21 protein-coding genes, 1 tRNA gene and 2 pseudogenes are annotated in these 24,673 nt (G+C 58.7%); 10 read left to right on the top strand and 14 right to left on the bottom strand.

Features of this window, described 5'->3' with window-relative positions; all coding sequences use genetic code 11:
* Positions 1 to 120 precede the first annotated feature (120 nt).
* Complete coding sequence (locus L9H78_RS01000; protein WP_249620203.1) at positions 121 to 2,157, top strand: BCCT family transporter; 2,037 nt, start codon at positions 121 to 123, stop codon at positions 2,155 to 2,157.
* Here L9H78_RS01000 and L9H78_RS01005 read toward each other — a convergent pair.
* On the bottom strand, positions 2,154 to 2,414 hold the full coding sequence (locus L9H78_RS01005; protein ID WP_249620204.1) for a Txe/YoeB family addiction module toxin: 261 nt from the start codon (positions 2,412 to 2,414) through the stop codon (positions 2,154 to 2,156). The two genes, L9H78_RS01000 and L9H78_RS01005, sit on opposite strands and share 4 nt — an antisense overlap.
* A complete protein-coding gene (locus tag L9H78_RS01010) occupies positions 2,411 to 2,662 on the bottom strand; it encodes a type II toxin-antitoxin system Phd/YefM family antitoxin (protein ID WP_249620205.1) in 252 nt (83 codons plus the stop codon). The genes L9H78_RS01005 and L9H78_RS01010 overlap by 4 nt, the downstream gene beginning before the upstream one ends.
* A 207-nt stretch (positions 2,663 to 2,869) precedes the next feature.
* Between L9H78_RS01010 and L9H78_RS01015 the strand changes: the two genes are divergently transcribed.
* Positions 2,870 to 3,817: an SLAC1 family transporter gene (locus L9H78_RS01015; protein WP_249620701.1), complete on the top strand. Its 948-nt coding sequence runs from the start codon at positions 2,870 to 2,872 to the stop codon at positions 3,815 to 3,817.
* Positions 3,818 to 3,844: 27 nt separating this feature from the next.
* Here the strand turns inward: L9H78_RS01015 and L9H78_RS01020 are convergent, their stop codons facing one another.
* Positions 3,845 to 5,242, bottom strand: a complete 1,398-nt coding sequence (locus L9H78_RS01020; protein WP_249620206.1) for an MFS transporter — start codon at positions 5,240 to 5,242, stop codon at positions 3,845 to 3,847.
* Positions 5,243 to 5,381: 139 nt separating this feature from the next.
* On the opposite strand from L9H78_RS01020, the gene L9H78_RS01025 reads away from it, so the two are divergent.
* Positions 5,382 to 6,422: an SLAC1 family transporter gene (locus L9H78_RS01025; RefSeq protein WP_249620207.1), complete on the top strand. Its 1,041-nt coding sequence runs from the start codon at positions 5,382 to 5,384 to the stop codon at positions 6,420 to 6,422.
* A 46-nt stretch (positions 6,423 to 6,468) separates the two neighbouring features.
* Here the strand turns inward: L9H78_RS01025 and L9H78_RS01030 are convergent, their stop codons facing one another.
* The 5 genes from L9H78_RS01030 to L9H78_RS01050 form a co-directional block, all read right to left on the bottom strand.
* Positions 6,469 to 7,200 (bottom strand): DUF2705 family protein, encoded by a 732-nt coding sequence (locus tag L9H78_RS01030; RefSeq protein ID WP_049167580.1) that lies wholly within the window; start codon positions 7,198 to 7,200, stop codon positions 6,469 to 6,471.
* A 3-nt stretch (positions 7,201 to 7,203) separates the two neighbouring features.
* Positions 7,204 to 8,136 (bottom strand): ABC transporter ATP-binding protein, encoded by a 933-nt coding sequence (locus L9H78_RS01035; protein WP_249620208.1) that lies wholly within the window; start codon positions 8,134 to 8,136, stop codon positions 7,204 to 7,206.
* A 147-nt stretch (positions 8,137 to 8,283) separates the two neighbouring features.
* Complete coding sequence (locus L9H78_RS01040) at positions 8,284 to 8,991, bottom strand: response regulator (RefSeq protein ID WP_249620209.1); 708 nt, start codon at positions 8,989 to 8,991, stop codon at positions 8,284 to 8,286.
* 17 nt (positions 8,992 to 9,008) lie between these two features.
* Complete coding sequence (locus tag L9H78_RS01045; protein ID WP_249620210.1) at positions 9,009 to 10,190, bottom strand: sensor histidine kinase; 1,182 nt, start codon at positions 10,188 to 10,190, stop codon at positions 9,009 to 9,011.
* A gap of 47 nt (positions 10,191 to 10,237) precedes the next feature.
* Positions 10,238 to 10,858, bottom strand: coding sequence for an NADPH-dependent FMN reductase (locus L9H78_RS01050; RefSeq protein WP_430622739.1), 621 nt, complete (start codon positions 10,856 to 10,858; stop codon positions 10,238 to 10,240).
* 133 nt (positions 10,859 to 10,991) lie between these two features.
* Here L9H78_RS01050 and L9H78_RS01055 point away from each other — a divergent pair, with 133 nt between their 5' ends.
* Positions 10,992 to 11,276 carry a hypothetical protein gene (locus tag L9H78_RS01055; protein WP_126925965.1) on the top strand — a complete coding sequence of 95 codons (285 nt, stop codon included), beginning with the start codon at positions 10,992 to 10,994 and terminating at the stop codon, positions 11,274 to 11,276.
* 132 nt (positions 11,277 to 11,408) lie between these two features.
* Here L9H78_RS01055 and L9H78_RS01060 read toward each other — a convergent pair.
* Positions 11,409 to 12,705: pseudogene (locus L9H78_RS01060) on the bottom strand (IS3 family transposase).
* Between the two features lie 93 nt (positions 12,706 to 12,798).
* On the opposite strand from L9H78_RS01060, the gene L9H78_RS01065 reads away from it, so the two are divergent.
* From L9H78_RS01065 to L9H78_RS01080, 5 genes and pseudogenes are all read left to right on the top strand, one after another.
* Positions 12,799 to 13,509 (top strand): IS6-like element IS1628 family transposase, encoded by a 711-nt coding sequence (locus tag L9H78_RS01065; RefSeq protein ID WP_011069225.1) that lies wholly within the window; start codon positions 12,799 to 12,801, stop codon positions 13,507 to 13,509.
* Positions 13,510 to 13,608: 99 nt separating this feature from the next.
* The gene (locus L9H78_RS10625) at positions 13,609 to 13,656 is read left to right on the top strand and encodes an erythromycin resistance leader peptide (RefSeq protein WP_011116968.1); all 48 of its coding nucleotides are present in this window, start codon (positions 13,609 to 13,611) and stop codon (positions 13,654 to 13,656) included.
* Between the two features lie 99 nt (positions 13,657 to 13,755).
* Entirely contained in the window at positions 13,756 to 14,610 is an 855-nt protein-coding gene (gene erm / locus L9H78_RS01070) for a 23S ribosomal RNA methyltransferase Erm (RefSeq protein WP_016459102.1), read from the top strand.
* A gap of 164 nt (positions 14,611 to 14,774) precedes the next feature.
* A pseudogene (locus L9H78_RS01075) lies at positions 14,775 to 15,192 on the top strand (transposase family protein); the annotation flags it as partial.
* 430 nt (positions 15,193 to 15,622) lie between these two features.
* Positions 15,623 to 16,804, top strand: coding sequence for an IS481 family transposase (locus L9H78_RS01080; protein WP_126925997.1), 1,182 nt, complete (start codon positions 15,623 to 15,625; stop codon positions 16,802 to 16,804).
* A 69-nt stretch (positions 16,805 to 16,873) separates the two neighbouring features.
* Here the strand turns inward: L9H78_RS01080 and L9H78_RS01085 are convergent.
* The 3 genes from L9H78_RS01085 to L9H78_RS01095 all read right to left on the bottom strand — a co-directional run bounded on the left by L9H78_RS01085 (position 16,874) and on the right by L9H78_RS01095 (position 19,916).
* Positions 16,874 to 16,962, bottom strand: a tRNA-Ser gene (locus L9H78_RS01085).
* 71 nt (positions 16,963 to 17,033) lie between these two features.
* Positions 17,034 to 18,518, bottom strand: a complete 1,485-nt coding sequence (locus tag L9H78_RS01090; RefSeq protein ID WP_249620212.1) for an MmpA family trehalose lipid delivery protein — start codon at positions 18,516 to 18,518, stop codon at positions 17,034 to 17,036.
* Between the two features lie 3 nt (positions 18,519 to 18,521).
* A complete protein-coding gene (locus L9H78_RS01095; protein WP_249620213.1) occupies positions 18,522 to 19,916 on the bottom strand; it encodes a porin PorA family protein in 1,395 nt (464 codons plus the stop codon).
* 126 nt (positions 19,917 to 20,042) lie between these two features.
* Between L9H78_RS01095 and L9H78_RS01100 the strand changes: the two genes are divergently transcribed.
* A complete protein-coding gene (locus L9H78_RS01100; protein ID WP_249620214.1) occupies positions 20,043 to 21,179 on the top strand; it encodes an acyltransferase family protein in 1,137 nt (378 codons plus the stop codon).
* Here the strand turns inward: L9H78_RS01100 and L9H78_RS01105 are convergent.
* Both L9H78_RS01105 and L9H78_RS01110 read right to left on the bottom strand, forming a co-directional pair.
* On the bottom strand, positions 21,086 to 24,442 hold the full coding sequence (locus tag L9H78_RS01105) for an alpha-(1->3)-arabinofuranosyltransferase domain-containing protein (protein ID WP_249620215.1): 3,357 nt from the start codon (positions 24,440 to 24,442) through the stop codon (positions 21,086 to 21,088). The genes L9H78_RS01100 and L9H78_RS01105 overlap by 94 nt on opposite strands.
* Complete coding sequence (locus L9H78_RS01110; RefSeq protein WP_249618163.1) at positions 24,435 to 24,659, bottom strand: DUF2613 domain-containing protein; 225 nt, start codon at positions 24,657 to 24,659, stop codon at positions 24,435 to 24,437. The genes L9H78_RS01105 and L9H78_RS01110 overlap by 8 nt, the downstream gene beginning before the upstream one ends.
* Between the last annotated feature and the right edge of the window lie 14 nt (positions 24,660 to 24,673).

Consider the following 24,673-nt stretch of genomic DNA (forward strand, 5'->3'; position numbering starts at 1 on the left):
GACAGGCTGTCTTATAGTTGCTTAGCAGTTATCTCGGAATTTGTTGAAAAATGCTGGGAACGGCAAAACAGCAAAGAGAACACACCCCAGAATTGAAGAACAGTTACAAGGAGAGCGGCGATGGCGGACAATGATGCCGAAGGTGCAGGCACGAAAGCCAAACGCATCCTGCGGGAGGTGACGTACCCGCACAATATTCACCCCGCGATGGTGCCGGGCGTGTCCGTGGAGGATCAAAAGATCCGCTATCGCGTCGACAAGCCCATGCTCACAGTGGTGGGCGGCTTGGTCGTAGCGTTCATCCTGTGGGGCGTGCTGGCGCCGGAGCAGGTTTTTGATGTCTCCTCCATGGCTCTGGATTGGATCATGACCAACCTGGGTTGGGTGTTCACCATGATCGCCGTGGTGCTGTTCTTTGTGCTGCTGGTGCTCGCGTTCTCCAAATACGGCCGCATCCCGCTGGGGTTGGACGATGAGAAGCCGGAATATTCCACGCTGTCCTGGGCAGCGATGCTGTTTGCGGCTGGCATTGGCATCGGCATTATTTTCTTCGGGCCGTATGAGCCGCTCAGCCACTATTTATCCCCACGGCCGGGCGCGTATGAGGCCGCCAGCGAAGAAGCAATCAAGGGTGCAATGGTGCAGTCGACGCTGCACTGGGGCGCGAGTGCCTGGGCGATTTACGGAATCGTCGGCTTGTGCGTCGCCTATGTTTCTTTCCGACGCGGCCGCGTACCGCTGATGAGCTCGATCATGCTGCCGCTGCTGGGCAATAGGTCGACGGATTCGCTGCCAGCGCGCATTATTGATGGTTTGGCGATCATTGCCACGCTGTTCGGTACCGCCGCCACATTGGGTATTGGATCTTTGCAGATCGCCAGCGGGTTTGAGGTGGTTTCTGGCTGGTCGACGGCTGGTAATACGGTGGCGCTGATCATCATCATGGTGCTGACCATCGCGACGATCGCCTCGGCGGTCTCCGGCGTGGCCAAGGGAATTCGTGTGCTGTCGAATATCAACTTGGTGCTCTCGATCGGCATCGCGGTGTTTTTCTTTGTCGTTGGTCCGACCGCGTTTTTGATGAATGCATTGCCAGCGGTGATGATCGAGTATTTCGCATCATTTGGCGACTCGATGTCCGCGCACATGGGCGAAGGCGAAGAAATGCAGGCGTTCTTGTCCGCGTGGACCACGTTCTATTGGGCGTGGTGGATTTCCTGGGCGCCATTCGTGGGGGTGTTCGTCGCCAAGATTTCGCGTGGGCGCACCATCCGCCAGTTTGTGCTGGGTGTGCTGTTTATTCCGTCGACCATCATCATGACGGCGTTTGCTGTGCTGGGTGGTACGACGATTTGGCTGCAAAACCGTGATCATTCGATCGCGCCTGATGGCACGGCTGATTCGATGCCGGCACCAGAAGAGATTTTCTTTGTGGTGCTAGACCAGTTGCCGGGCGCGCACATTATTGCGCCGATCATCATCGTGGTGCTGATTATTTTCTTCGTGACGACGGCCGATTCCGCGTCGTTGGTGAACTCGCAGCTATCGCAAAAAGGTAACCCTAACCCGAACCCGTGGATTACGACGTTCTGGGTTTTGTGCATGGCTGGTATCGCCGTGGTGATTTTGCTTTCGGGCGGACAGGACGCGCTACGCGGTATGCAGAATCTGGTGGTGGTTACGGCATTACCGTTCGCGTTCATTTTGATTTTGATGTCAGTGGCATTGTTTAAAGAGCTGCGGAATGACCCATTTACCGTGCGCCGGATTTATGGTGACCGCTTGGTGGCGAATTCGGTAAAACAAGGCGTGTCGAAATACGGCGACAACTTTGCGTTGGCGATTGAGGAGTGCCCACCGGATAGCGATTATTCTGCTGGTGGTAACTGGGATTCGCATGCCGCCGAGAATGTTGGTTGGTACACGCGCACCGACGAGCAGGGCCGCGCCATTGAGTACGACTACGAGACTGGCGAGTACTTGGAGGATATGGAGCCTTACGACGCCACCGAACGCGCCGCTCGGGGGATAGCCGAGCAGGTTGCGGTGGCTGATGAGGACGCTGACGACGCTGGTGATGCTGGTGAGGGCGCTGACGACGCTGGTGGCGCTGATGACGCTGGTGGCGCGAAGTCTGGAAACTCTAGCGGGTCTTAACGCCCATAGTGGTATCTGCAGGACGCAATGCGAACTTCATCGCCGAAAATTTTATAAACTAGCCGGTGCTCATCTGTGATTCTCCGAGACCAATAGCCCTGAAATCCGTGTTTGAGTGGTTCTGGTTTGCCGATACCGGAGTTTCCATTTCGTTGAATCTCTTTGATTAATCTGTTGATGCGTTTGAGCACCTTCCGGTCTTCAGTCTGCCACCAGGTGTAATCCTCCCAGGCTGATTCAGTCCAGACTAGTTTCATTCGAGTAAATCCCGTTGAGTGCCTTCGCCATTTTCGAGCTGTTCAATTGAGGCTAGTAGTCGGCGAGCATTAGCCGGGCTTTTGAGTAGGTATGCGGTTTCTTTTAATGATTCATAATCATCAAGGGAGACGACCACTACCGGCTCGTGTCCTGCGCGTGTAATGATGACTTCTTCACGGTCATCAGTCACGGTATCAAGCATCTCTGCATAGTGTGCTCGTGAGTCGGAATAAGACATGGTTTTCATAGGTGCCTCGCTCTTTCATCCATCTGTACAGAAAATTGTACGCTGGTGCTTTTCTGGCTGCAATCTGTGTGCTCCTAGAATGAAGCGAGTGACCGAATCGCCGCACCTGCACCATGAACCCCCCCCGCATCGCAGCGGGAAAGCGCTGGGCAGTCAACAACTCCGCCGAACCTGCCGCCAGCTGGGCCGAGCTGGGCTGCTGCGGTGATGGGAAGTGCCTCGCTTGCGCAGGTCGTAGAGATCTACTGGGGTGCCAGCGGTGCCGGACATCCCGCCGCGGTGGCGTGGTATTTCATCGCGACTGCCATGCTGGTGTGGATTATCGCGGGGTTTGTACGGCACCGTAACCCGCAGTTTGTGCCCGAACACCTTCCGGCGTGGGCGATGACGGCGATGGGGATTCTTGCGTTGTCGATGGCGACGTCTGTGGTGCTCGGCTGGTGGTGGTTACACGCCGTCTACTGGGCAATTGGCACGGTGCCGGCTTTCGTGGTTTCGATTCGTTATCTGTCCCACCTAGTGCATTTGCCCAGGGCTGAGTATTCTTCGGTGAATTTCACGTGGTCATTGCCGTTGCTCGCGCCGGTGGTGAACGCGGCGTCGGCGGGAATGCTCGCCCGGCACATCACCGATGCCGGTGGTAACGGCACGCTATCGTTTCTTGTGCACGCTATCGGCGTAGTCGGTTTGTTGCTGGTGTTGGTTACAGCTGTGCCGTTGTTGGTGGCGATTTATAGTGGGTTGAGGCTGAAGAAATTAAAAATACCGCCGAATTTCACCACTATTTATTGGATCCCTCTCGGGTTGGTCGGTCAGGCTACGGCCGCGGCGCAGTTGCTGGGGCGCAGCGAACCGTGGGGCAGTATTGCCTACGGTTTTGGCGTGGTCACCATGGCGATCGGCATTCCCGTTGTGATTATTGCGGCTTCGAAACACTGGCCACAAGTATTCCGTAATTCCATGGCGTATAACCCGACCTGGTGGTCCTGCGTGTTCCCGTTGGGAACTGTGGTCTCGGGGCTAAACCAAATGCATAACGCCAGCGGGCAAGTCGTGTGGATTGGCATCGGTAACGTGCTGTTGTTGCTGCTCATTGCGCACTGGTGCTGGGCGTTTTTCGGTGGTGTGCGGTATGTTCAGCAGCGGCGCGGCTAGTTCGAAGTGCCCGGGCCTGTGGACTAATTACTTTTGCCCCACTTGCCACCGCCGCAGACCAACCCATCCCAGCCCCAACACGACCAGCACCACGAACCCGCCGGAAGCCACCGCTGCCGCGCTATAAAAATTCACAAACACTGAGGCCACAGCTAATACCCCGATCGCCCCGATGCGCCCGACGACGCCCACCAGCGAGGTCACCGCGCCGATGCGTTCGACTGACGACGCCCGCCGCACCCCGAAGGCGGAATAGTTGGCAAAAACGATCAGCAAAAATGCCAGCGCCCCGTAAAACACCAGGTATACCCAGCCGTCGACAAGATACGACAGCCACGCCAAGCCCGGGAACGCCACTACGCAGGTAACCACGAGCGCGCGGCGCCGGAACAGCACCTCCGGGCGAATAAAAGACGCCCCAAACGCCATTCCAATAAACAGCAAATATAAAAACAGCAGGTTCGACTCCCCGAAGCCCTTTTCCAAACCGACGGCCTGCCACAATTGAAAATGCAACTGTAAAAACGCCTGAGCGACCACCGCAAGCAGCAAAAACTGCCGCAACGCCGCCGAATTCCGCATCTCCTCCACGGTCGCACGCGCGTGTGATCTCAACTCCTGCCACAGCCTGTGCGCACCGCCAATCCGTGTGGCATCATGCTTGTCGACGTTCGCTGCGGTTTCATTCCCGCCGACGCTCGCTCCGGCTTCATTCCCGCCGACGGTTGCTACCTTGTGCTGCTCCGGGATCCGGAAGAACAACGCGATCGTGACGACGGAAATCACCGTGGCTCCAACAGAAATGAAATAAATATTCGCGCCCACCGACAAATACAGCAGCGCGCCGATGGTGCTGCCGATCATCATGCCGAGGTACGCGCTTTGCCCTTCTTTGCGCACCAACCAGGAAATGCGTGATTCAACATGATCCGGCGTAGTGGGGCCCGCGGCGCTTTGCGTATCCGGCGCATCCACCGTGCTTGCTGATACGCCTTGCCGGTTTTTCGCATTGTTGATCAGCGCGGCATCCAGGGTGCCGGATTCTAAGGCCGTCGCCAAGCCATAAATGATCCAGGCCAGCAACATCAACGGAAAGCCGTGCCCGAAAATCACCAGCAGGAAGAATATGCAAAACACCAGTCGGGAAATAAAATACAGCGTGCGGCGGCTGATCATGTCTGCGATGGAGCCCGAGGGGAATTCAAAAAGCAATACCGCGACGCTAAAACCAGCCTGGACCAGCAAGATCTGCGACAGGCTTAATCCCTTGTCCAGCAGCAACGGCGTCAAAATCGCGTGCGGGACCGTCAGCGCGAGGTTCATGAGCAACTCGGCGGCAAAAAATGGCGTGGCGACGTCGGCAAGAACGCGCAGCTGCTCCCCGGACTGCATGCGCCCCTGCTGGCTGGTTTTTGGTCGTTCCACGGTGGTCCTTATCGCTGAGTTTTGCCTATCTTGATCATCTGATTGACAAAACAATAGCACTGTGACCGGGGCAAACAATAGTTGATGAAAATTGGACCCCGACCTTACTGTGATGTAGGTCGCGTCTAGAATGGGGTAAGTGACTGAATCGCCGCACTTGCACCACGAACCGCCCGCGCCGCGACCGAAACGCGCTGCACTGAGCCTGCCGCCCGCTGGCCCCGGGTGGGCGGCGTCTGTGATGGGTACGGCGGCGCTCGCACTGGGCGTCGAAGCCTACTGGGGAGCTAGCGCCGTCGGTCACGCAGCGGCGGTGGCCTGGTATTTCGTTGCGACGGCCATGCTGGCTTGGGTGATTGTCGGATTTGTGCGACACCATAACCCACCGTTTGTGGCAGAACACCTCCCGGCCTGGGCGATGACCGCCATGGGGGTGCTTTCGCTGGCGATGGCTACCTCGGCGGTTCTTGGCTGGTGGTGGTTGCACACCGTCTACTGGATTTTTGGTACTGTGCTCGCTTTCGTGGTGACTGTCCGGTACCTGGTTTATTTGCCATCTGCACAGTATTCGGCGGCGAACTTCACTTGGGCGTTACCGCTGCTTGCGCCTGCGGTGGCCGGAGCCCCGGCGGGAACCCTTTCCCAGCACCTCACCGATACCGGTGGTAACGGCACACTATCGTTTCTTGTGCATGCTATCGGCGTGGTGGGGCTGTTGATGCCGCTGATTACAGCGGTCCCGGTGCTGGTAGCGGTGTATATTGGCCTGGCCCGACAGAAATTAAAAATGCCGCTGAACTTCACCACCATTTATTGGATTCCCCTCGGCGTGATTGGTCAGACCACAGCCGGTGCGCAGTTGCTAGGGCGCAGCGCACCCTGGGACCATTTTGCCTATGTATCCGGTGTGGTGATCATGGTGATCGGCATACCGGTACTGCTCATCGCGGCCTCGAAACACTGGCCGCAAGTATTCCACAATTCCATGGCATATAACCCCACCTGGTGGTCCTGCGTATTTCCGGTTGGAACGGTGGTCTCGGGATTGAATCAACTGACCAACGCCAGCGGCCATAACGCCTGGATGATCGTCGGCACCCCAATGCTGCTCTTACTCATTGCGCACTGGTGCTGGGCGTTTTTCGGTGGTGTGCTGTATGTGCAGCAGCGGCGCGGGTAGCCCAGGGAATCTAGCCGACGTTTCTGCCACCTTTATTTCACAACCCCTACTTCACATCGCGCTTCTGGTTGGCGAGAAAGCCCAAGCCACACAGCACGACCAGCCAGCCAACCAACACTGCGGCGCCAGCCCAGCCGGTGTGGATGTAGTCGTAGAAAGCAAAACCGGTGGTCAACGAGCCAAAGGTGGTGTTAGGCAGCAGTTGGGCGACTGGGCGTAGGAATTCGTAGATCATCGCGGCAGAGCCCAGCAGTTGCTCAACGATCAGCATCCAGACGATCGGTAGTCCGACCGCCGCGATCTGCGAACGCACTAGCGCGGCCAAACCAACCGCAGCCACGGCATACAACGGGTAACCAATGAGCACAGCCCACAGGATGCTGGTGGCTCCACTGGAATCTAGGTGCAAACCAAAAATTGGCGCGACCACGAGCGATATCCCGATAGAAACCGCGAGCAACACCAGCACAAACACCCCGGTGACCAGCATTTTTGCCGCTAACCAGTTCCAACGTTGCGGTTGGGTCAAAAATGCCTGCCCGTGCATGCCGTGCGCCAGATCGCGTGAGGTCGATGCCGCAGCATAGATAATCGCGAGCATCTGAAACAGGTCCCCGGCAATCAGCAGGTCATTCCAATAAAAATCCGTTGTGGAATCCGAGGCGAACAGCCCCATCAACACGACGGGGCCAGCAATCGAACCCACCAGCAGGATCGCGTAGACCCACGTGCTGCGCAGACTCGTTAGTTTTGCAATTTCTGAGCGGACTACATTCATGGTTTAAGCGCCTTTCCGGGTGGAATATTCTTGGGCATCGGCGGTAGCAGTCAAGAAACGCTGCTCCAGGTTCTGCGATTCGGTGCGCAGGCCAATAATCGGGATTTGGTGTTCGGCAGACAGCTTGCCGACGAGCCGGCGGATTTCAATTTCCTCCGTATTTTCCGGAACCTCCAGCGCCAACGCGCCAGTATCCCGCGTCGACACGTCCAACCCGGCTGATTGCAAACGCTGCGTGAGCTTGTCGACGTCGTCGGCACCGGCTTCCACCACCACTTTGGTGCCGCCGCGCAGGAATTCCTCCATGCTGTATTCGCCGATCATTTCACCGCGACCAATCACCACTAGGCGGTCGGCGGTTTGCTCCATCTCGGAAAGCAAGTGCGAGGAAACCAGCACCGCGCGTCCTTCGCTGGCCAGGTGGCGGATGGTGTGCCGCATCCAGCTCACCCCTTCTGGGTCCAGGCCGTTGACTGGCTCGTCGAGGATCAGGTGCTTTGGATCACCCAACAGTGCGCCGGCCAAACCGAGGCGTTGTTTCATGCCCAGCGAGTATCCGCCGATCTTTTTGTTTGCGGCATCAGAAAGGCCCACGAGTTCCAGGCATTCGTCGACACGGGCAGCAGAGATTCCCGCGCCGTAGGCCAGCACCCGCAAATGCGCGCGCCCGCTGCGGCCCGGGTTAAACCAGGTGGCTTCCAGCAAAGCGCCGACCTGCGCGGGTTTGTTGCGCACCCGGGAAAACTCCGTGCCATCCACAAAGGCCTGCCCGCTGCTGGGCTTATCCAACCCGAGAATGCAGCGCATAGACGTCGACTTGCCGGAACCGTTGGGGCCCAAAAAGCCCGTGACCGCCCCGTCGGGGACCTGGAACGTCAAATCTTTGATGGCGGTTTTCGCGCCATACTTTTTGGTTAGTTGTTCAACTGTGATCATGCCACCAGTATGGCAGCAGGCGACGGCGGTGTATATAGTGCTGTGGGTGGAAATTCGTGCCTCATACCGGAGTATGAGGTTGTGCTTTGTGGGGCAGTGCGGTGCGTGCGGCCCAGGCACCCAGGGGCGGCCTCCAGGGCGGCCAGCCTAACCCAGCCCATGATGCACGGCATAGAGCACCGCTTGCACCCGGTCGCGCGAGTTGGTTTTCCGCAAAATGTGCGTGACATGGGTTTTTACCGTCGGCATGGAGACGAACAGCTCCTGCGAAATTTCCTGGTTCGACAGCCCACGGGCCATCAACTGCAAGATTTCTGTCTCGCGCGGGGTAAGCGGTTCTGTTGTAGCGTTGTCGCTTGCAGAGTTGTCGCTGGAGCGGTGCTGCTTGTCGACGCCCACACTGGCCGCGCCCCCAGCGTTGCCAGAGCGCATACTGCGCAACAGGCGGGCGGTGGCTTTCGGAGAGATGATCGCTGTGGATTCATCCACGGTACGCACTGCCTGCAGCAGATCTTCCGGTTCGCTGTCTTTCAGCAGGTATCCGCTGGCTCCGGCTTCGATTGCGCCGACAATATAATCGTCGTTTTCAAACGTCGTCAAGACGATGATGCGCGTATCCGGGTGAATTTTTAAAATTTCACGGGTTGCGGTGATGCCATCGGTGTCCGGCATTTGAATATCCATCAACACCACGTCCACCGGATCGTTCGCTGCCTGGTTAATAGCCACCGTGCCGTTGTCGGCTTGCCAGGCCACCGTGATGTCGTCCTGCGACTCCAGCACCATGGCAAATCCGGTGCGCACCAGCAGCTGATCGTCGGCAAGCCCGACTGTGATGGGGCGCGTCGTGTCCATGTTCATCCTTTGGCCGCTCATGTTGGAATCTCCACCGTGACGTTGAAACCGCCTTCATAATACTGCGAGTTGCCCCAGCGCGCGGTGCCACCATGGATGCGGGCGCGCTCACGCATGCCCTGCAAACCACGACCGGTAGAATCCACGGCCTCATACACACCGGTTCCTGGAGCATTGTCGACGCTCACGCGTACCGACGAAGCCGCAGACCAGTCGACTTCCAGGCGCGCGTCGGTGGGCCCGGCATGCTTCATGATGTTGGTCAGTGCCTCCTGCACGATGCGATACACCGTCAATCCACGGGCAGGGTCTAACTGCCGACGGGTGCCGGTTTCGTGCCAATCGATATGCACGCCGCCGCGCTGGGCCTCGTGCAACAATTCTTCGATGCGTTCCAGACCCGGCGACGAGGATGTCTCGCGGGTGTCGTCGTCACGCAAAACACTGAGCAACTGGCGCATTTGCGTCAATGCGTCCCGGCCGGTGTGCGAAATGGTGGTTAAAGCCTGCAGTGCGGCTTCGGGGTTATGGCGCGCGGCGTAGCGCCCGCCGTCGGCCTGCGCGATAACTGCGGTGAGCGAGTGGGCGACAATATCGTGCATCTCGCGTGCGATGCGGGTGCGTTCGGTAACAGCGGCGAGCTCCGCGCGGGCGTGGAGTTCTTCTAAGCGCAGGCGTCGACGGCGGCTACGCAGCCCCAATTGCCAACACAGCGCGATGGAAAGGAGGGTGATGAAGATGAGCGCGGAATACAAAACAAAAAACTGTTGCAGGCCAAGGGGGCTATCCAGCCCGAGAATCTGGTGTAGGAAGAAATAGCTGCGCACCGTGGACAGCACCAGCGTGCCGACGGCGCCGAGCAGCAGCAACGTCACCCAGAGTTTGCGGCGCACCGGCAGGTAGGCGGCGATGAAATATGCTTGCCAACAGACCACCGCATAGCCCAGCAACGAAAACCCATTGGTGGCAACCGCCAGTACGGTCAGTGTTGCCGCCAATAGCATCAGGGCTGGCTCCGGGCGGCGTCGCTGCCACAACAAACCCACCCAGAGCACCGCGGTGATAGCTGCGGTGAGCGCACCCGGAGGCCGGGGAGTAAGACCGGGATCGAAATCAACGTCTGCGAGTGACAGCAGCACCAGCAGAGGTGTTTGCACCAGTACTTGGCGCCACAAAGATTTATCCCGCATGAGGCTCATGCTGCCAGTCTAGAGCCGTGGCGCTTATCTAGACCCCTGGCGTGTACCTAGCGCATGAGTTTGGCGAAGCGCCGCAGGTAGTCAGCGACGAAGTCGCGGGTTTTGTCGTTGTTGAACGCGCCGGCGTCGTCAAGCAAGTTCGGTGATTGTCCCAGGAAGACCTCTGGCTGGCCTGGGGTGGGCATGTCGAAATAGGAGAGTGCCAGGCGCAGGTTCTTTTGCGAGCTGTAGCCGCCCATGCGCCCGACGGAGTGGCTGATGATGCCAGCCGGGAGGTGTTTCCAGGCGACATCTGAGTTTGGTTTGGAGCCGATGTCGATGGCGTTTTTCAGGCACGCCGGGATGGTGCGGTTGTTTTCGGAGGTCACGAACAAGATGCCGTCGGAGGCCTTGATGGTCTCACGGAATTCGGTGTAGGAGTCTGGGGTCTGCACATCAGTGACTTCTGGGTCGTCGTAGTCGAAGTTGTACAGCGGCAGGTGCCCAATTTCGACGATGCTGCCGGTGCAGTCTGCTGGTAGTAATTCGATGGCTTGTTTGGCGATTTTGCGCGCGAATGATCCGCCGCGCAGACTGCCGACCAGCACCGTGACGCATCGTTTATCGCTTGTCGACGGTACCTGGTTGCTTTTGGTTACTGGGGTGCTGTCAGTTGCTTGGTTGCTCATACGCAACATCCTTTCTATATGCCTAGTAGGCTGGCTAGCAATCAGAAGCTAGAACTTAATGAACAATTAAGTTCAGTAGCATGAAGTTTAACAAAGTTTGCGTGAACCAATCCCGCTTGCAAGGAAGGAGCCTGTGATGTCGCAAGCAGTCGACAAAGAATGCGCCTGGCTGGAAGCAATTAGTGTGTTCCAACAACTGCGCAAAGGTAATTACCAAGCTGGGGTGGATGCGCTCTGCCCGCAGAAAGCTGGGGCTGCAGGGGTCACCGGGAATTCCGGGGATCCTGGAAGTGAGCAGCAAGAAATAGCCCACGGCCTTATGCGGATGCTGGCGATCTTGCTGCGTGGCGAAGACCAGCAAAAACTCGACGACTTCGTGGACGTTGCGCTGGGAATGGCGCCGCCACCGCGGGGCTAATAGGTTAATTGGGGGTCTTCGCCCCGTCGCTGCGCTGATAAGCCATCCCATCGCCGGTGATCCTGTTTTGGTGCATTTTTACAAATAGGCCCGCTGAATGAACTGGCCCCCGAAAGTTGGACTGGTTTAATTCTAGGCAGTGACAGGCTTTAGGGTCTGGTTCCGGTACTGCATCGGAGTCAGCCCCTTGAGTCGTTGTTGGATGCGTTCGGTGTTGTACCACTGGATGTACTCGTCGATCGCCTGGTTGAACTCTGCGACGGTGTCGAAGACTTCTCCGTGGTACATCTCGGTTTTCAGGTGCCCGAAGAAGTTTTCCATCACCGCGTTGTCGTAACAGTTGGCTTTACGCGACATTGACTGAACACCACCGTTGCCACGAATCAGGTTGCGCCAGGACGAATGCTGGTACTGGAAACCTTGATCGGTGTGCATCATCCACCCAGGCTCAGGCGCACACGTTTTAATCGTCTTAGTTAAAGAATCGGCGGTAAACGCTGTCGACGGTGATGTAGCCACGGTGTGGGCAACGATTGAACGGTCGAACAGATCCATCACCGGTGACAGGTAGACCTTGCGGCCTGCAACCCTGAACTCGGTGACGTCGCTGACAAAGACAGTATTTGGCTTATCGGGGGTGAACTTGCGCTCAAGTGTGTTCTCGGCAATGTGGCTGGTCGTCCCGTTATAGGAAACATATGGCCTGCGCTGGCGGACCTTGGCTCGAAGCCCCATCTCGCACATGAGTTTGTAGACGAGCTTGTGATTGACCACCCACCCCTGGTTGCGCAGGTCAAGTAGCACTCGTCGGTAGCCGTAGCGATGCTTGTTACGCTCAAAGCTTTCCCGGATCGCGTCTTTGAGCGCAGCATGCTTATCCGGCTCGCTGAGTCGTTTCTGGTGGTAGAAGAACGTTGATCTCGGCATGCCTGCCGCATCCAAAAGGTATTGCAGACGATGCCGTGACTTGAGAATGACAATCGCCTGGACCTTCAAGCGTGTCCCTGATTCCTCAAGTCCTGCAATTTTTTTAAGTACGCATTTTCTGCCTGTAGCTTCTCCACCTCGCGGCGTAGCCGATCTTCCTCGGTGAGCGGTGTCGAGCTGGCGCTGCCTTTGGCTCGTCCCTTCGGTTTCGGCTGCAACGCTTGATCACCACCTGCACGCCAAGCCCTTACCCAATGAGTGACAAGTTGATCCGATGACAAACCAAATTCCCTAGCCAGGTCCATCGTGGACTGGCCGCCAATGAACCGATCGACAACTTCCTTTTTCGTCTCGAAGGAAAACTGCTGCTTTGTTGGTTTTTCCACAAGACATAGTCTGCCATGCAGCTGGAAACGACGTTCAAGCTTTCGCACTGGATTATGACTAACACCAAGCCGATTTGCCGCCGCCGCATAACCCAACCCCTGTTCAAACAAATCAACGAGCTGCTGGCGTTGAGATTCACTCAAAGAACTGCGTGGGTGCTGTTGCAAAGTTGGGGCAGTAGGAAGACCGGCGTGGAATAATCAGGTCCATGGGCATCTTCTCCGGTCGGCAGTTCCCTCGTGAAATCATCCTGTGGGCGGTGCGGTGGTACTGCCGCTACGGCGTGAGCTATCGCGACCTCGAAGAGATGATGACCGAGCGGGGAGTGCCGGTCGATCACACCACGATCTACCGCTGGGTCCAGAAATATGCTCCTGAGCTGGATAAGAAGACCCGGTGGTATCGGCAAGTTCCTGACTGGCAGGCCAGGTCCTGGCGGGTGGATGAGACCTATATCCGGGTCGGGGGAAAGTGGTGCTACCTCTATCGGGCAATCACCGCAGGTGGCCAGACCCTGGACTTCTACCTCTCACCAAAACGCAACGTCGCGGCAGCGAAGCGTTTCCTGGCGAAGACGCTGCGGTCGAATAAATCGGCAGGCTATCCGCGGGTGATCAGCACCGACAAGGCCCCCTCACTCGCCAGGGCAATCTCTGAGCTGAAGGCGGAAGGCGTCTGTCCATCGACGGTCGAGCATCGTCGGGTGAAATACCTCAACAACGTCATTGAAGGCGATCATGGCCGGTTAAAGCGGATCCTGGGGCCGAAAGGAGCATTCAAAAACCAAACGTCTGCCTACCGGACGTTGAAAGGGATGGAAGCGATGCACTCATTGCGGAAGGGGCAGGGCACGATGTTTGCCTATGGTCACCCGAATCCGGATGCAGTGATTGTTAGCCGGGTATTCGAGACGGCCTGACAACACAGGCACATAGCGTTGATCACACAATAAAAACGGAGCTTTCTTGGCTCCCGCCCCAAGTTGCAACAGCACCTTTAAATGGATATAATTAGACCCATGTTGATTTCAGGTACCGCTTTCTTGCGGTTGCGCACCAACCGCTAAGGCGGTTTCCTACCCCGTAGGTTAAAAACCGCTCCGGTCCTTTAGCCGGGCGGCTATTTGTCATGCCCGGCTCCCTTTCAAATCCAAGGAGCACACCTGATGTCTGCATACGGACACGGCCGTCACGAGCATGGCCAAAATTTTCTCACCAACCACAAGATCATCAACTCCATCATCGACCTTGTGAAACAAACCTCCGGCCCCATCATTGAGATCGGACCAGGAAGCGGTGCCCTCACTCACCCGATGGCCCACTTGGGGAGGGCGATAACGGCAGTTGAAGTGGACGCAAAACTAGCTGCCAAAATCACACAAGAAACCTCCTCGGCGGCGGTCGAAGTGGTCCATGATGATTTCCTTAACTTCCGGTTACCCGCCACTCCCTGCGTCATTGTGGGAAACATTCCCTTTCACCTCACCACTGCCATTCTTCGAAAGTTGCTGCATGCGCCAGCATGGACTGACGCTGTACTCCTCATGCAGTGGGAAGTCGCTCGCCGCCGGGCCGGGGTAGGCGCAAGCACGATGATGACGGCTCAGTGGTCCCCATGGTTCACATTTCACCTGGGTTCTCGGGTACCAAGGCCTGCTTTCCGGCCACAGCCAAACGTTGACGGGGGGATCTTAGTGATCCGCCGGGTGGGTGACCCGAAGATTCCGATAGAGCAGCGCAAAGCCTTTCAGGCGATGGTGCACACCGTTTTCACTGCCCGGGGACGCGGGATAGGGGAAATTCTCCGAAGGGCAGGGTTGTTTTCATCACGTTCAGAAACACAATCATGGTTGCGCTCGCGAGGAATCGACCCCGCGACCCTACCTCCCAGATTGCACACCAACGACTGGATCGATCTCTTCCAGGTGACTGGTTCCTCTCTACCTCACCATCGACCCATTTCACCATCGGGAAGTAGTCAACGACCTCCTCAACGGAAAAACCGAAGCCGGCGGCGTTAATCCCCACCAAAACCGAAATCCACCAGTAGTACTAAAAGGGCTCTTCCGGTTTTAGAGTGCATTGATTAGTTCGCCGGGGGTTCGGGCGTGGCACAAGATATTGGGGTCCTTGGCTTTGTAGGAAAAAGGTATCTAATCCATCCGTACAAAACTAAGGACCTACTGTGCAGCCTAACGGAAATGTCATCGTCGATACCATCTGCCGCACCGCAAAACTAGGAACTACTATCACCGGTGCCACAGAAAACGGTGACGTCACTGTTATTGAAGCCGAACCCGTCGAGCCGATCAATGAATGCCCTACCTGCGGGCAGCCTGGAGTATTCCGCGACCACGTCATCCGCAGCCTGGTCGATCTGCCCATCGTCGGCCACCCAACAACTTCATGTGCGCCTTCCACGCTACCGGTGCACCAACAAGCGTTGCTTGCAGAAGATCTTCCGTGCTGGCCTTGCCTGCACGCCCGACAATTCAAAGACCACGGACCAGGTGACCCACTGGATCCTGCAACGACTCTGCCTAAATCGGATGAGCGTTGCCGCTGCACCCAAGTCATTAGGCCTGGGGTGGGATATGAAGTGTCCCAGGTTTTGTTCCGTTTGATGAAACCCGTTTTTGAAACAACGTACGGAGCACAACGCACGCCGATGCCAAAGCTTCCGCAACATCGACTACCTCATCAAACCCACGACAGTGGGATTCACACCCTCAATCCCCACGCGTGCAATCTTCGCACCTCAAAGATTGAAAAATGAAAGAAACCGGAGGTAACATACCCTTTCGAGTTTGTTACTTCCGGTGGTGCAGTTTGTTCAACTGCTCACTGTGCCCGGGGCGGTGTCTGATTCCATGACATCGTTCCGCTCTGTCTCACGACATCCTTCCGCCCCTCAAGGCTCTGATGTGCCACAACATCGTTCCGCTGTTCCCACACAACCACCCCAACAGGCAAAATGAGGACACACGCACCACCTTAGGATGTAGCGAGACATACTTCCGCCCAAAATAGAACATGGGCAAGAAACACACTTCCAACAAAGTCATCGTCGAAACCATCCTCGCGACCGGCATGAGTCATAAAGATGCCGCCGCACTCTTTAACGTCAGCACCCGCTGGATCCGCGAACTACTCCACCGCTATCGAGAAGGTGGCTACCAAGCACTACAACCACGCTCCCGGGCCCCGCACTCCAACCCCAGACAGGTACCAGAGAGCACAGTCAAAACCATCCTCGAAATCCGACAACACCTTGAAAACACCGGTCAAGACAACGGCGCCCACACCATCCGATGGCATCTTCAACAACAAAAAATAACCCCACTACCAGCAGCATCGACTATCCACCGCATACTCAAACGCCACGGCTACGTCATCGAACAACCTCACAAAAGGCCACGCAGTTCCTGGAAACGATTCGAAGCAGACCAACCAAACGAAACCTGGCAACTCGACTACAGCCACTGCTACCTCAACAACAACCAACGCGTAGCCATCCTGACCATCATCGACGACCACTCACGCTTTGTCATCGCTTGCAAAGCCTTCGAACACGAAACCGGCACCAACGTCATCGACACCTTCATATCCGCAGGTAACAAACATGGATTCCCCAAATCCACCCTCACCGACAACGGCAGCGTGTTCACCACAAAGCTCTACAGAAAAGCCGACACTCGCAACGGCTTCGAACAGCTACTCCTCCAAATGGGCATCCAACAAAAGAATGGAACTCCATACCATCCCCAAACCCAAGGAAAAGTCGAGCGCTTCCACCAAACACTCCAAAAAGCCCTGCACGCAAGGCCATTCGCCCACAACATCGGCGAGCTAAACCAACAACTCGATGACATCATCGACTACTACAACAACCACCGACCCCACCGAGCACTCAACAGACAAACACCAGCACAGGCCTACAACCGACTACCCAAAGCCCAACCACTCGACATCCCCATTGGCACCGACAATCGCCTACGGCGAGACAAAGTCGACAACGACGGAAAAGTAACCCTTCGCTGGGCCGGCAACATGCGCAAACTCTACGTCGGAAGAAAACACCGCACCAAAGAAATCATGCTCATCTGCATCAACAACGACATCACCGCCATTAACCCCCACACAGGCGAAATCTGGGGCCGATACCACTTAGACAAAACCAAAAAATACCACCGCAACCAACTCGGTGAAATCTAGAAAACGAACCCCCAAAACGAAGAAAATCTCGAGACACCGAAATAGGAACGATGTCTCGAGACTTCACATTGGCGGAGGATGTGGGATTTGAACCCACGAGGGTCGTGAAACCCGCACGCGTTCCAGGCGTGTGACATAGGCCGCTAGTCGAATCCTCCAGCGAGAACTAAGTCTAACAGTAGATTGCTAGAAAGCAAAACCGGGAGGAATTCAGGCAACTTCAGCGCTTTCACCTGCGAGTTTTCTGGGCCTTGTAAGCTTTCCTCGCCTTGCGAGTTTTCCCCGCCTTGCGGTTTCGCAGCTGCCACCACAGCACGAGCAACCAGGCGCCGAACCAACCGGCATGCCACCCCCACGGCAGTGGTTCTGGCTCTGCACCGGTTTCCGTGATCACACCGTCGGCATAGACCACCCCAATGCCCAAGCTGCGCAGGCGCTCGCGATCGCCGTCCTGCCACGCCTGTTGCGCCAGGATATAGCGCCGCGATGGCTTGTCGACGAGCGCGCCGTCGACCTCTAGCTCCCCGGAATAGACCACCGGCAAGGCCTTCGTGTACGGGTTGATGCTCACCCAACCCGGCGCAGAAACCACCGTCGGGGCATCCGGTAAAAATACCGTGCGGCCGTCGGCACGCTGCAATAAATCTTGATCCAACCCGGCGGTGACCTCCCGCGGGGCCAGCACCGAGACCTCAGCAGGAGCATCGACGACCTGCAGCACAGCACACAAGAGAGCCAGATATGCCCACAACCGCGGTACGCCAGCAGCGGCGCAGCAATACGCGGGAATCGCCAACATCACCAGCTTCTGCGAATCCCGCAACACGCCCGGATCAACCGCAGACAACAGCTCCGGGGCCAGCCAGCCCACCATCGCGCCCCCGAGGCCCAACACCGCCAACGCCAGCACCGCACGCGGCACCGCGCGACGGCCTAGCCACAGCACGGCAAACAACACCACCCCGAAAATCGCAAAACCTGCCGACCTCGACGCCGGAACTGCCTGCCCATTCCATATTCCCCCCAAGCCCAGCAGCGAACCTAGCGTGCCGATGTAGGTTTCTGCCCGCGGGCCAAAGGCGAAATAACTACTCGTGGCCGCATGCGGGATATCCTGCAACGATGGCACCAGCCACGGCAGGCTGGCCAAGCCTGCACCCACCAGGGTGAGCACGCGCGAATGCCAGCCACGCACGACGAACAACGCAGTGAGCGTGGTAAACAGTGCGCCGGTAGGCGTGAGAGAGGACAGCAGCACCGCCACCAACACCCAGACCACACGGGTGCGCAGAGCCACGATGACCGGCAGCAGCCAGGCTGCCAACACCAACGACCACTGTCCTTGCAATAAGCGCTCGACGACGAACGGGTTGGCCACCGCGATGGTCATTGCCGTCAGCTGCGCGGGCAGTGAGGCAGAACGCTCGTGTGCCAATAGCGCCCCGGCATACGCAGCGGCCGCCGCGCCACCGATCAGCAAGACCCGAACTATCCATGAGACCGGAAACAACACCCCGAGGATCGCCAGCACGCCATCTTGTGGGGCATTGCGCGCGGGCAGATCCCCAAAACCAAAGGCCGAGGGCGACAGGGCTGGTGAATCCAGCACGAGCATATCCCGCCAGGCTAGTTCGCCAGCTGCAAAAAATGGCCAGGTGAGAGCGCCAACCAGCAGGCTGGCCCACAACCCGAGGATCAGCAGGCGTGTGTTCATGTGCTAACTGGCGCTGGGATCGGTGTCTGTGTGGTTGGTGCCAGGGCGGCTCGTGTCGGCGTCGTCGGTGGTGGAGTGCTCGGTGCCGGGGTGGCCGGTGCCGGACTGGTTAGCGTGGGCGCGTTTCTGGCTGTGCCGGTGCCGCCAGATCATCCACACCGCAGCTGCCAGCAAGGCGATGCCGAGGGCAGTGGTCAGAAAACCAATGGCCTCCCAACGTTCCACCACGCGCACTGTCTTGCTGGCCAGGTCTTGTGCTTCCTCGCGGGAGGCGGAATCATATTTCGCGTGCGTGGACAACACGGTGCGCTCCGGGGCTGGCTGCGCCGGGGTGCCATCGGCAGCGAGAAAGACTTCGTAGTGTTCATCGCGGTTCACGATCTGCCCAGTGATCGGTTCTACCCACACCAAGCGGTCCACAGAATAATAGGGGCGCATGGTCACGGTATCTGTGGCGGAAAGATCGCCGGTGACGCGCTCGTCGGCAAGCTCGTCGGCGGTATAAAAATCTGTGGAGGGGCCGGTGATCTCCATGGCGTCGAAAAGCTGCGCGGCTGGCTCGTCGAGGATTTTCGGTGACAGTGCCGAGACCGGGGTGGGTGGGCTGAGCAAATCCTGCGGCTGCGAATACGCGCGCAGCAAGGAATTGTGCAGCGGGTGGGCCGTAATGGTGTGGCGGTATTCGTAAAACTCCGCGGTGGCATCGCCTTCTTCATCTCCGCCCTGCTCGATGGTGTCGGCGAAGTCGATGGGCAGGGGTTCTTGGGTGAAAAGATCAAAGAAATTATAGGAACGCTTCTGCGTATCCGGTTCGAAGGCATAGTAGATGCCTGGGCGGGCAAACAGGCCCGTGTCGACGACGGGGGTGTCTGTGTTGTCGTTTCTGCTGTCATCATAAAACCGCACGCGCGAGGTCGGGTCTGGGATGCCGATGGCGGATTCGCGGTTGATGGTCACGTCGTTATCCACATGACCGAGGGGGCGCGCGTTGGTGGCGTCGTCGCTTGTGGATGAGCCTGCGCCGTCGTTGGCAAGCAGCGTGTGGCGTGCTGTAATTTCGGAACGACGTGCTGGATCGTCCGCATCCTGCGTGGTGCGCAGCAGCGTGATTTCACTGTCGACGTGCGTGGTAGTGGTGCTGATATAACACGAAAAAGTTGGTGTCGCTTCCGGGCAATCGTCGGGGCGGGGAAGCGGCTTGCCAGCCCCGGCGCTGCTGGCTGCCGCAGCAAATTCCGCCGTGTCTAGCAGCTGGGTTTTCGCGTCTTCTGTGCGCGTGTGCACCGTGGTGCCTTCTGGCCAGGAATCGTGGAAGGCCATCACCAGCGGCGGAGCGGCGGCGCCAACCACCAGCGAGAAAGCAGCAGCGGCCACCGTTAATGTGACACGACGGAACATAGTGCTAGCAGTATACCTGCGGCGTTAGCTTCTGAGGGCGGAGGCCCAATTTCTCATATTGTGGATGATGGTTTATAAGCCATCGTTCGCACGCAAATTGCGAGACTTGCCTGCTAGCCTGAGCGCATGGTCGCCACCAGTGTCTCCGCATCGGTTCCGCAGCGTATTGACTGCCTAGAAGGTGTTCGTGCGCTTGCAGCCGTCGGGGTGCTGATCACTCACGTGCATTTTCAGACTGCTTCTGGGCCAGTGGTGCTGGAACGTTTTGATTATTTCGTGGCTGTGTTTTTTGCGCTCTCCGCATTTTTGCTGTGGCGTAGGCCGATCGGCCCCGGTTTTTTACGTAAGCGTGCCGCGCGCGTATTACCCGCTTATCTTGTTTGCGTCGCGGTGGTGGCGTTGGCGTTGCCAGCGGCTAGCACGATGAGCTGGCAACAACTACTCGCTAACCTGACCGCCACTCAGATCTATATTCCCGATGGGTTGGCACCAGGACTGACGCATTTGTGGTCGCTGTGCGTGGAATTCGCTTTTTATTTCACTCTGCCACTGATCGTCTGGGTGCTTCTGCGCTGGCAGGCCCGCACGCGAGTACTCGCGCTGTGTGTGGTGGGGGTCATGAGTTTGGGCTGGGCTTTTTTACCGTTTGTGGCTGGTTTCGACGGTAGCGACGGCGCTAGCTGGGCGGCAAGTGTGAACCGGCAGATTTGGCCGCCGGCCTATACTCTTTGGTTCGTCGTCGGCATGCTGGCTGCCGAGGCGGAATCGGCGGGCATTGCCAAGCGCCCAGGTGCGGTACGACGCATCCTGGGCATGAAACCGCTGTTTTGGGCACTAGCCACTGCCTGTTTATTCCTGGCCAGCTGGGAAGCCATCAGCCCACGCGGCCTTACCCATCCCAGCCCACTGGAATTCGCCATCCGCATCAGTCTGGGCACTGTCTTCGCGGCGTGCATCGTGGTGCCTTATGCGCTGCGGCCTACCCAGTCTGGCCTGCTGCTGAGCCAACCGGTGCAAGCCGTGGGGCGCTGGTCTTATTCGCTGTTCCTGTGGCATGTGGCGGTGCTGTCCATCGCCTTCCCGCTGGCAGGAATCGAGATGTTCAGCGGCGGTTTTGTCATCATTCTGGCACTTACCCTGGGGCTTTCTGTAACGGTCGCGGCTATCAGCTACACCTTGGTGGAAGAACCTGCCCGGCTTTGGCTCAGGCAGGCTACCGCACCGGCAGCCAAACACGCCGCGAGCAAACTATCACCGGCATAATGCGCGTCCGGCCACGGTGCGCGCGCCAACCACAACCCGCAAATCCCCAGCAACGCTGGTGCTAAAACCACCGGTCGGATCGTCGTCCAGCGCGTGATCGCCCACGCCACAGCTGCTGAGACCGCTCCTGCTGGGCCCACCACCGCACCCGAGACCGCAACGGCGGCCACTGGGAATGCCCAGGCAGGCAGTGTGGGCTCGGTGGCTAGCAAGCGTCGCGCGTGCCGACGTCGCGCGGTTGCGAATTGGGGGTTGGCCATCGGGTGTGCGAGCGGGAACAACACCAGCGCGGCTAAGGTCACCAGCGATACCCCCGCACCCAGAAATAAGGATGTGCGGTACGCAGCCTCACCGGCAAAACTCATGCGAAACTCGCCGGATGCGCCTGCGGGCAGCACAAATGCCTGGGTAGCGGCATCGATGCTGGTAGGTTGCAACTCGGTGACGGTGCCGGAGGCGTCGACAAGCTCGCCGCGTAAACCCTCATTGAATGCCCGTCCGGTGACGAGCAGGCGTTCGGCGTTTGTGCTTGCAGCACCCGGCACCGTGCGGCCATCGACCGGCTCATAACGCGCGGCCGGGGCAAAGCCAGGCTCGCGCAGGCTGACCCACGCGGCCGCAGTAGATATGGTGTGCGTGCCGGATAGTTCCACCGTTTCACCTGCGGAATATTCCGTGCCGTCGATGGTGACCGGCTGCTCATCGTCGGTACGGATCTCCAGCTGCATTGTGCGCGGAACCTCGAAACTGCGCTGTACAACACCCGTCTCCACCGCCAGGCGCTGGAAGACGAACTGCCGAGCATTCGCGGTAGCTGGCACGTGCACCAGGCGCGACAACTCATGGCCAGCCAGGTGGATATCGGAGACCCCGGTTCGGGTTTCCGGATTGAGCTGGACTTCTATGCGGCTGGCACGGAGATCATCCGGGAAAGCAACGCGGGTATCTTCCCCGGCTGCAGTTTCCACGGTGATGGTGTGGGTCGGCTCGTCGCTGGGACGCGAATCAGCGTCCGCATCAGCAAAAGCCAGTACTCGCAGGCGTGCATCTTCCGTGGTGGTCAGATGTAGTTCCGGCGCGTGGACTGTGCCGTCGGTGCTGCGGAGCTGCAACGTTCCCGGATCACCCGGGGCTGGCCACCAGGCTTGGTCCGTACCATCGACCGCTGCGTTGATCGAGCGCGCCGGATCCGCGCCCCCAAAAGCGGTGGCATCTGCAGCCGAAGATGAGGCCTGCAGTTGCACATCACCGCGGGTACGCACCGGCAGCGGCGTGGCGACGCTCGGGTAATCCACACTCGGGTGCTTCGTGGTGGCCTCATCCGAGCTGGCCAGCGGGCCAGAGACCGCCCCCTGCAGGGTGCCGAAATTACGATCGACCAGCAGCGGGGTATCGGTGACGATCTCGGCACCGGGTTCAGCACTGGGGTCTTCAGCGCCAGACCCTTCCGCCGCCGCCCCCGCACCCGCATGGTCCACCAACCGGCGCGGAGCCGGGCCATCGATAGCATCCAACACAGCCAGCGCCTCACCGCCACCAGCCACCGTGACCGGATCATGCGCGATGTGCATATCCCGCTGCGCATCTATAACAAACACCGAGACCTCCCCGAAATCATGGCGCTGCGCCCAGCGGTCTAAGGCGCCGGCAAGCTCGTCGGCACGCTCCCTCTGGGCGGAAGAATCTAGGTCATGGCGCACCAGCACCGCACCGATGCCCAAACGCAACAACGGATCCACCGAGTGATCGAGCGTGGCCATCACCCCATCCAGCCCGCGGATCGCCTCCGGCGGCAGCAGCGGCACGGCATCGCGTACGGCCCAAGGCACATCCAACAACGGCTGGGCGGGCTCATCGCGGGTCCATCCCCATTCCTGCCTGGCGAACGAGGTTTCTGGAACCAGCAGGGTACGCGTGTCGACGTTGTCGTTGAGAAAATCCGCGGCCTGCTGCCAGTAATCCGGCACCTCGCGGTACGCGCCCGTCGGCAGCAACCGCCCGGACCACACCGGTGCCACCGCGATCACCGCGATCACCGCGACACCCAACCCTGCGGCCGCGCGCCGGGTCAACGGATGCCTGAGACGCGGAACCTCTAGCACAGCGCCCAGGTTCGCCACCCCGAGTAGCAGCGGGATGCGCACCAGGGGGTCGAATTTGTGCAGGTTGCGCAGCGGGGCCAGGACGTCGTCAAGCAACTGCCCGTAAGGCGCGGCTAGGACGGCAATGCCGACCAGCAGCATCACCAGCCACAGCCCGTGGTAGCGCAGGCGAGCGCTAGAATCCGTCGTGCTCTGCGTGCTCAGCGCCAACCCGGCTAGTCCACAGGCAGCAATAGCGACAGTGGCCAGCACAAACACCGGCTGGGAAACCAGCAGATAACCGGCCTCGCGCTCGGTATCGGCAAACGGCGTCCAGTGGGTGGTTCCGCGCAGGATTTCCAGCAGGTTCAGCCAGCGAGTGGTCACATAGGATGACTCGATGAAATCCGTAAATGGCGGGGAGTATTTGCCCAGCACAAGCAGCGGGCCGATCCACCAGGCGCTGACGGCGATGGCTGCAGGGATCAGCAACCAACCTTGCCGACGCCACAGAATTACCAGACCAGCCGGGATGCAGGCGGCCAGGGTGGCAGTCGCGTTGACCGCTCCCATCAGCGCGATGGGGATGGTAGCCGCCGCGATTTCCCGGCTGGTGATTTTGTCTGTGCGCAGCAGCGGAACCAGCACCCAGGGCGCAAGCATCACTGGCCAGGACTCAGAGGAAATCGCGGTCAGCGTGGTCAGTGCGCGCGGTGACAGCGCGAACAGCAGCGCGGCGATGATGTGAAAGGCGCGGATGCTTGCCGACGCGGTGACCGCGCGGCCGGAATGCGGGGTTACGCACTGGCAGAGCCGATAAAAACCGGAAAAACCAACGCCTGCGACGATGGTCCACCACAACCGTTGCGCCACCCAGGTGGGAAGTAACCAGTCCGGGATGGCGTCGGCAAGCAGGAAAAACAGGCCCTGCGGGAACAGGTAGCCATAGGCCTGGTTTTGCAGCTGCCCCAGCGGGAAGACATCCGTCCAGGCGTGGGTGGCCGCGGCCATGAAACCGGCGGGATCGGCCGTGAGATCGTGTTTAGTATCCGCGGCGATAAGCCCGACAGGTTGGGCAAACATCGCGGCGGCCAGCACCAGCCATACTATGGCGTGGGTGTTAAGTGGGTGAGTGGCGTGGGCGCGAATGCGCAGGCGGGCGCGCACGGCAGGCCTACTCACGTGAGCCGTATTCGGCACCACCTAACAGGGCATCATCCGGCGGGGTGGTGCCAGAGATGGTGTCTTGGCCGGAAAACTGCGCGATGCCCAAAATCGCGACGACGCCCAGCGCGACGCCGACGACAGCGCTGCCCAGAGCCGGGCCCAGGCTGCGGCGGTTCAGTGACTGGTGGTTTGGTGACTGCCGGTTGAGCGAGCGAGAAGAATCAGCGGCCATAGATAATTGTCCTT

Origin of the sequence: Corynebacterium pseudodiphtheriticum, assembly GCF_023509295.1 — a bacterium.
GTDB lineage: Bacteria > Actinomycetota > Actinomycetes > Mycobacteriales > Mycobacteriaceae > Corynebacterium > Corynebacterium pseudodiphtheriticum.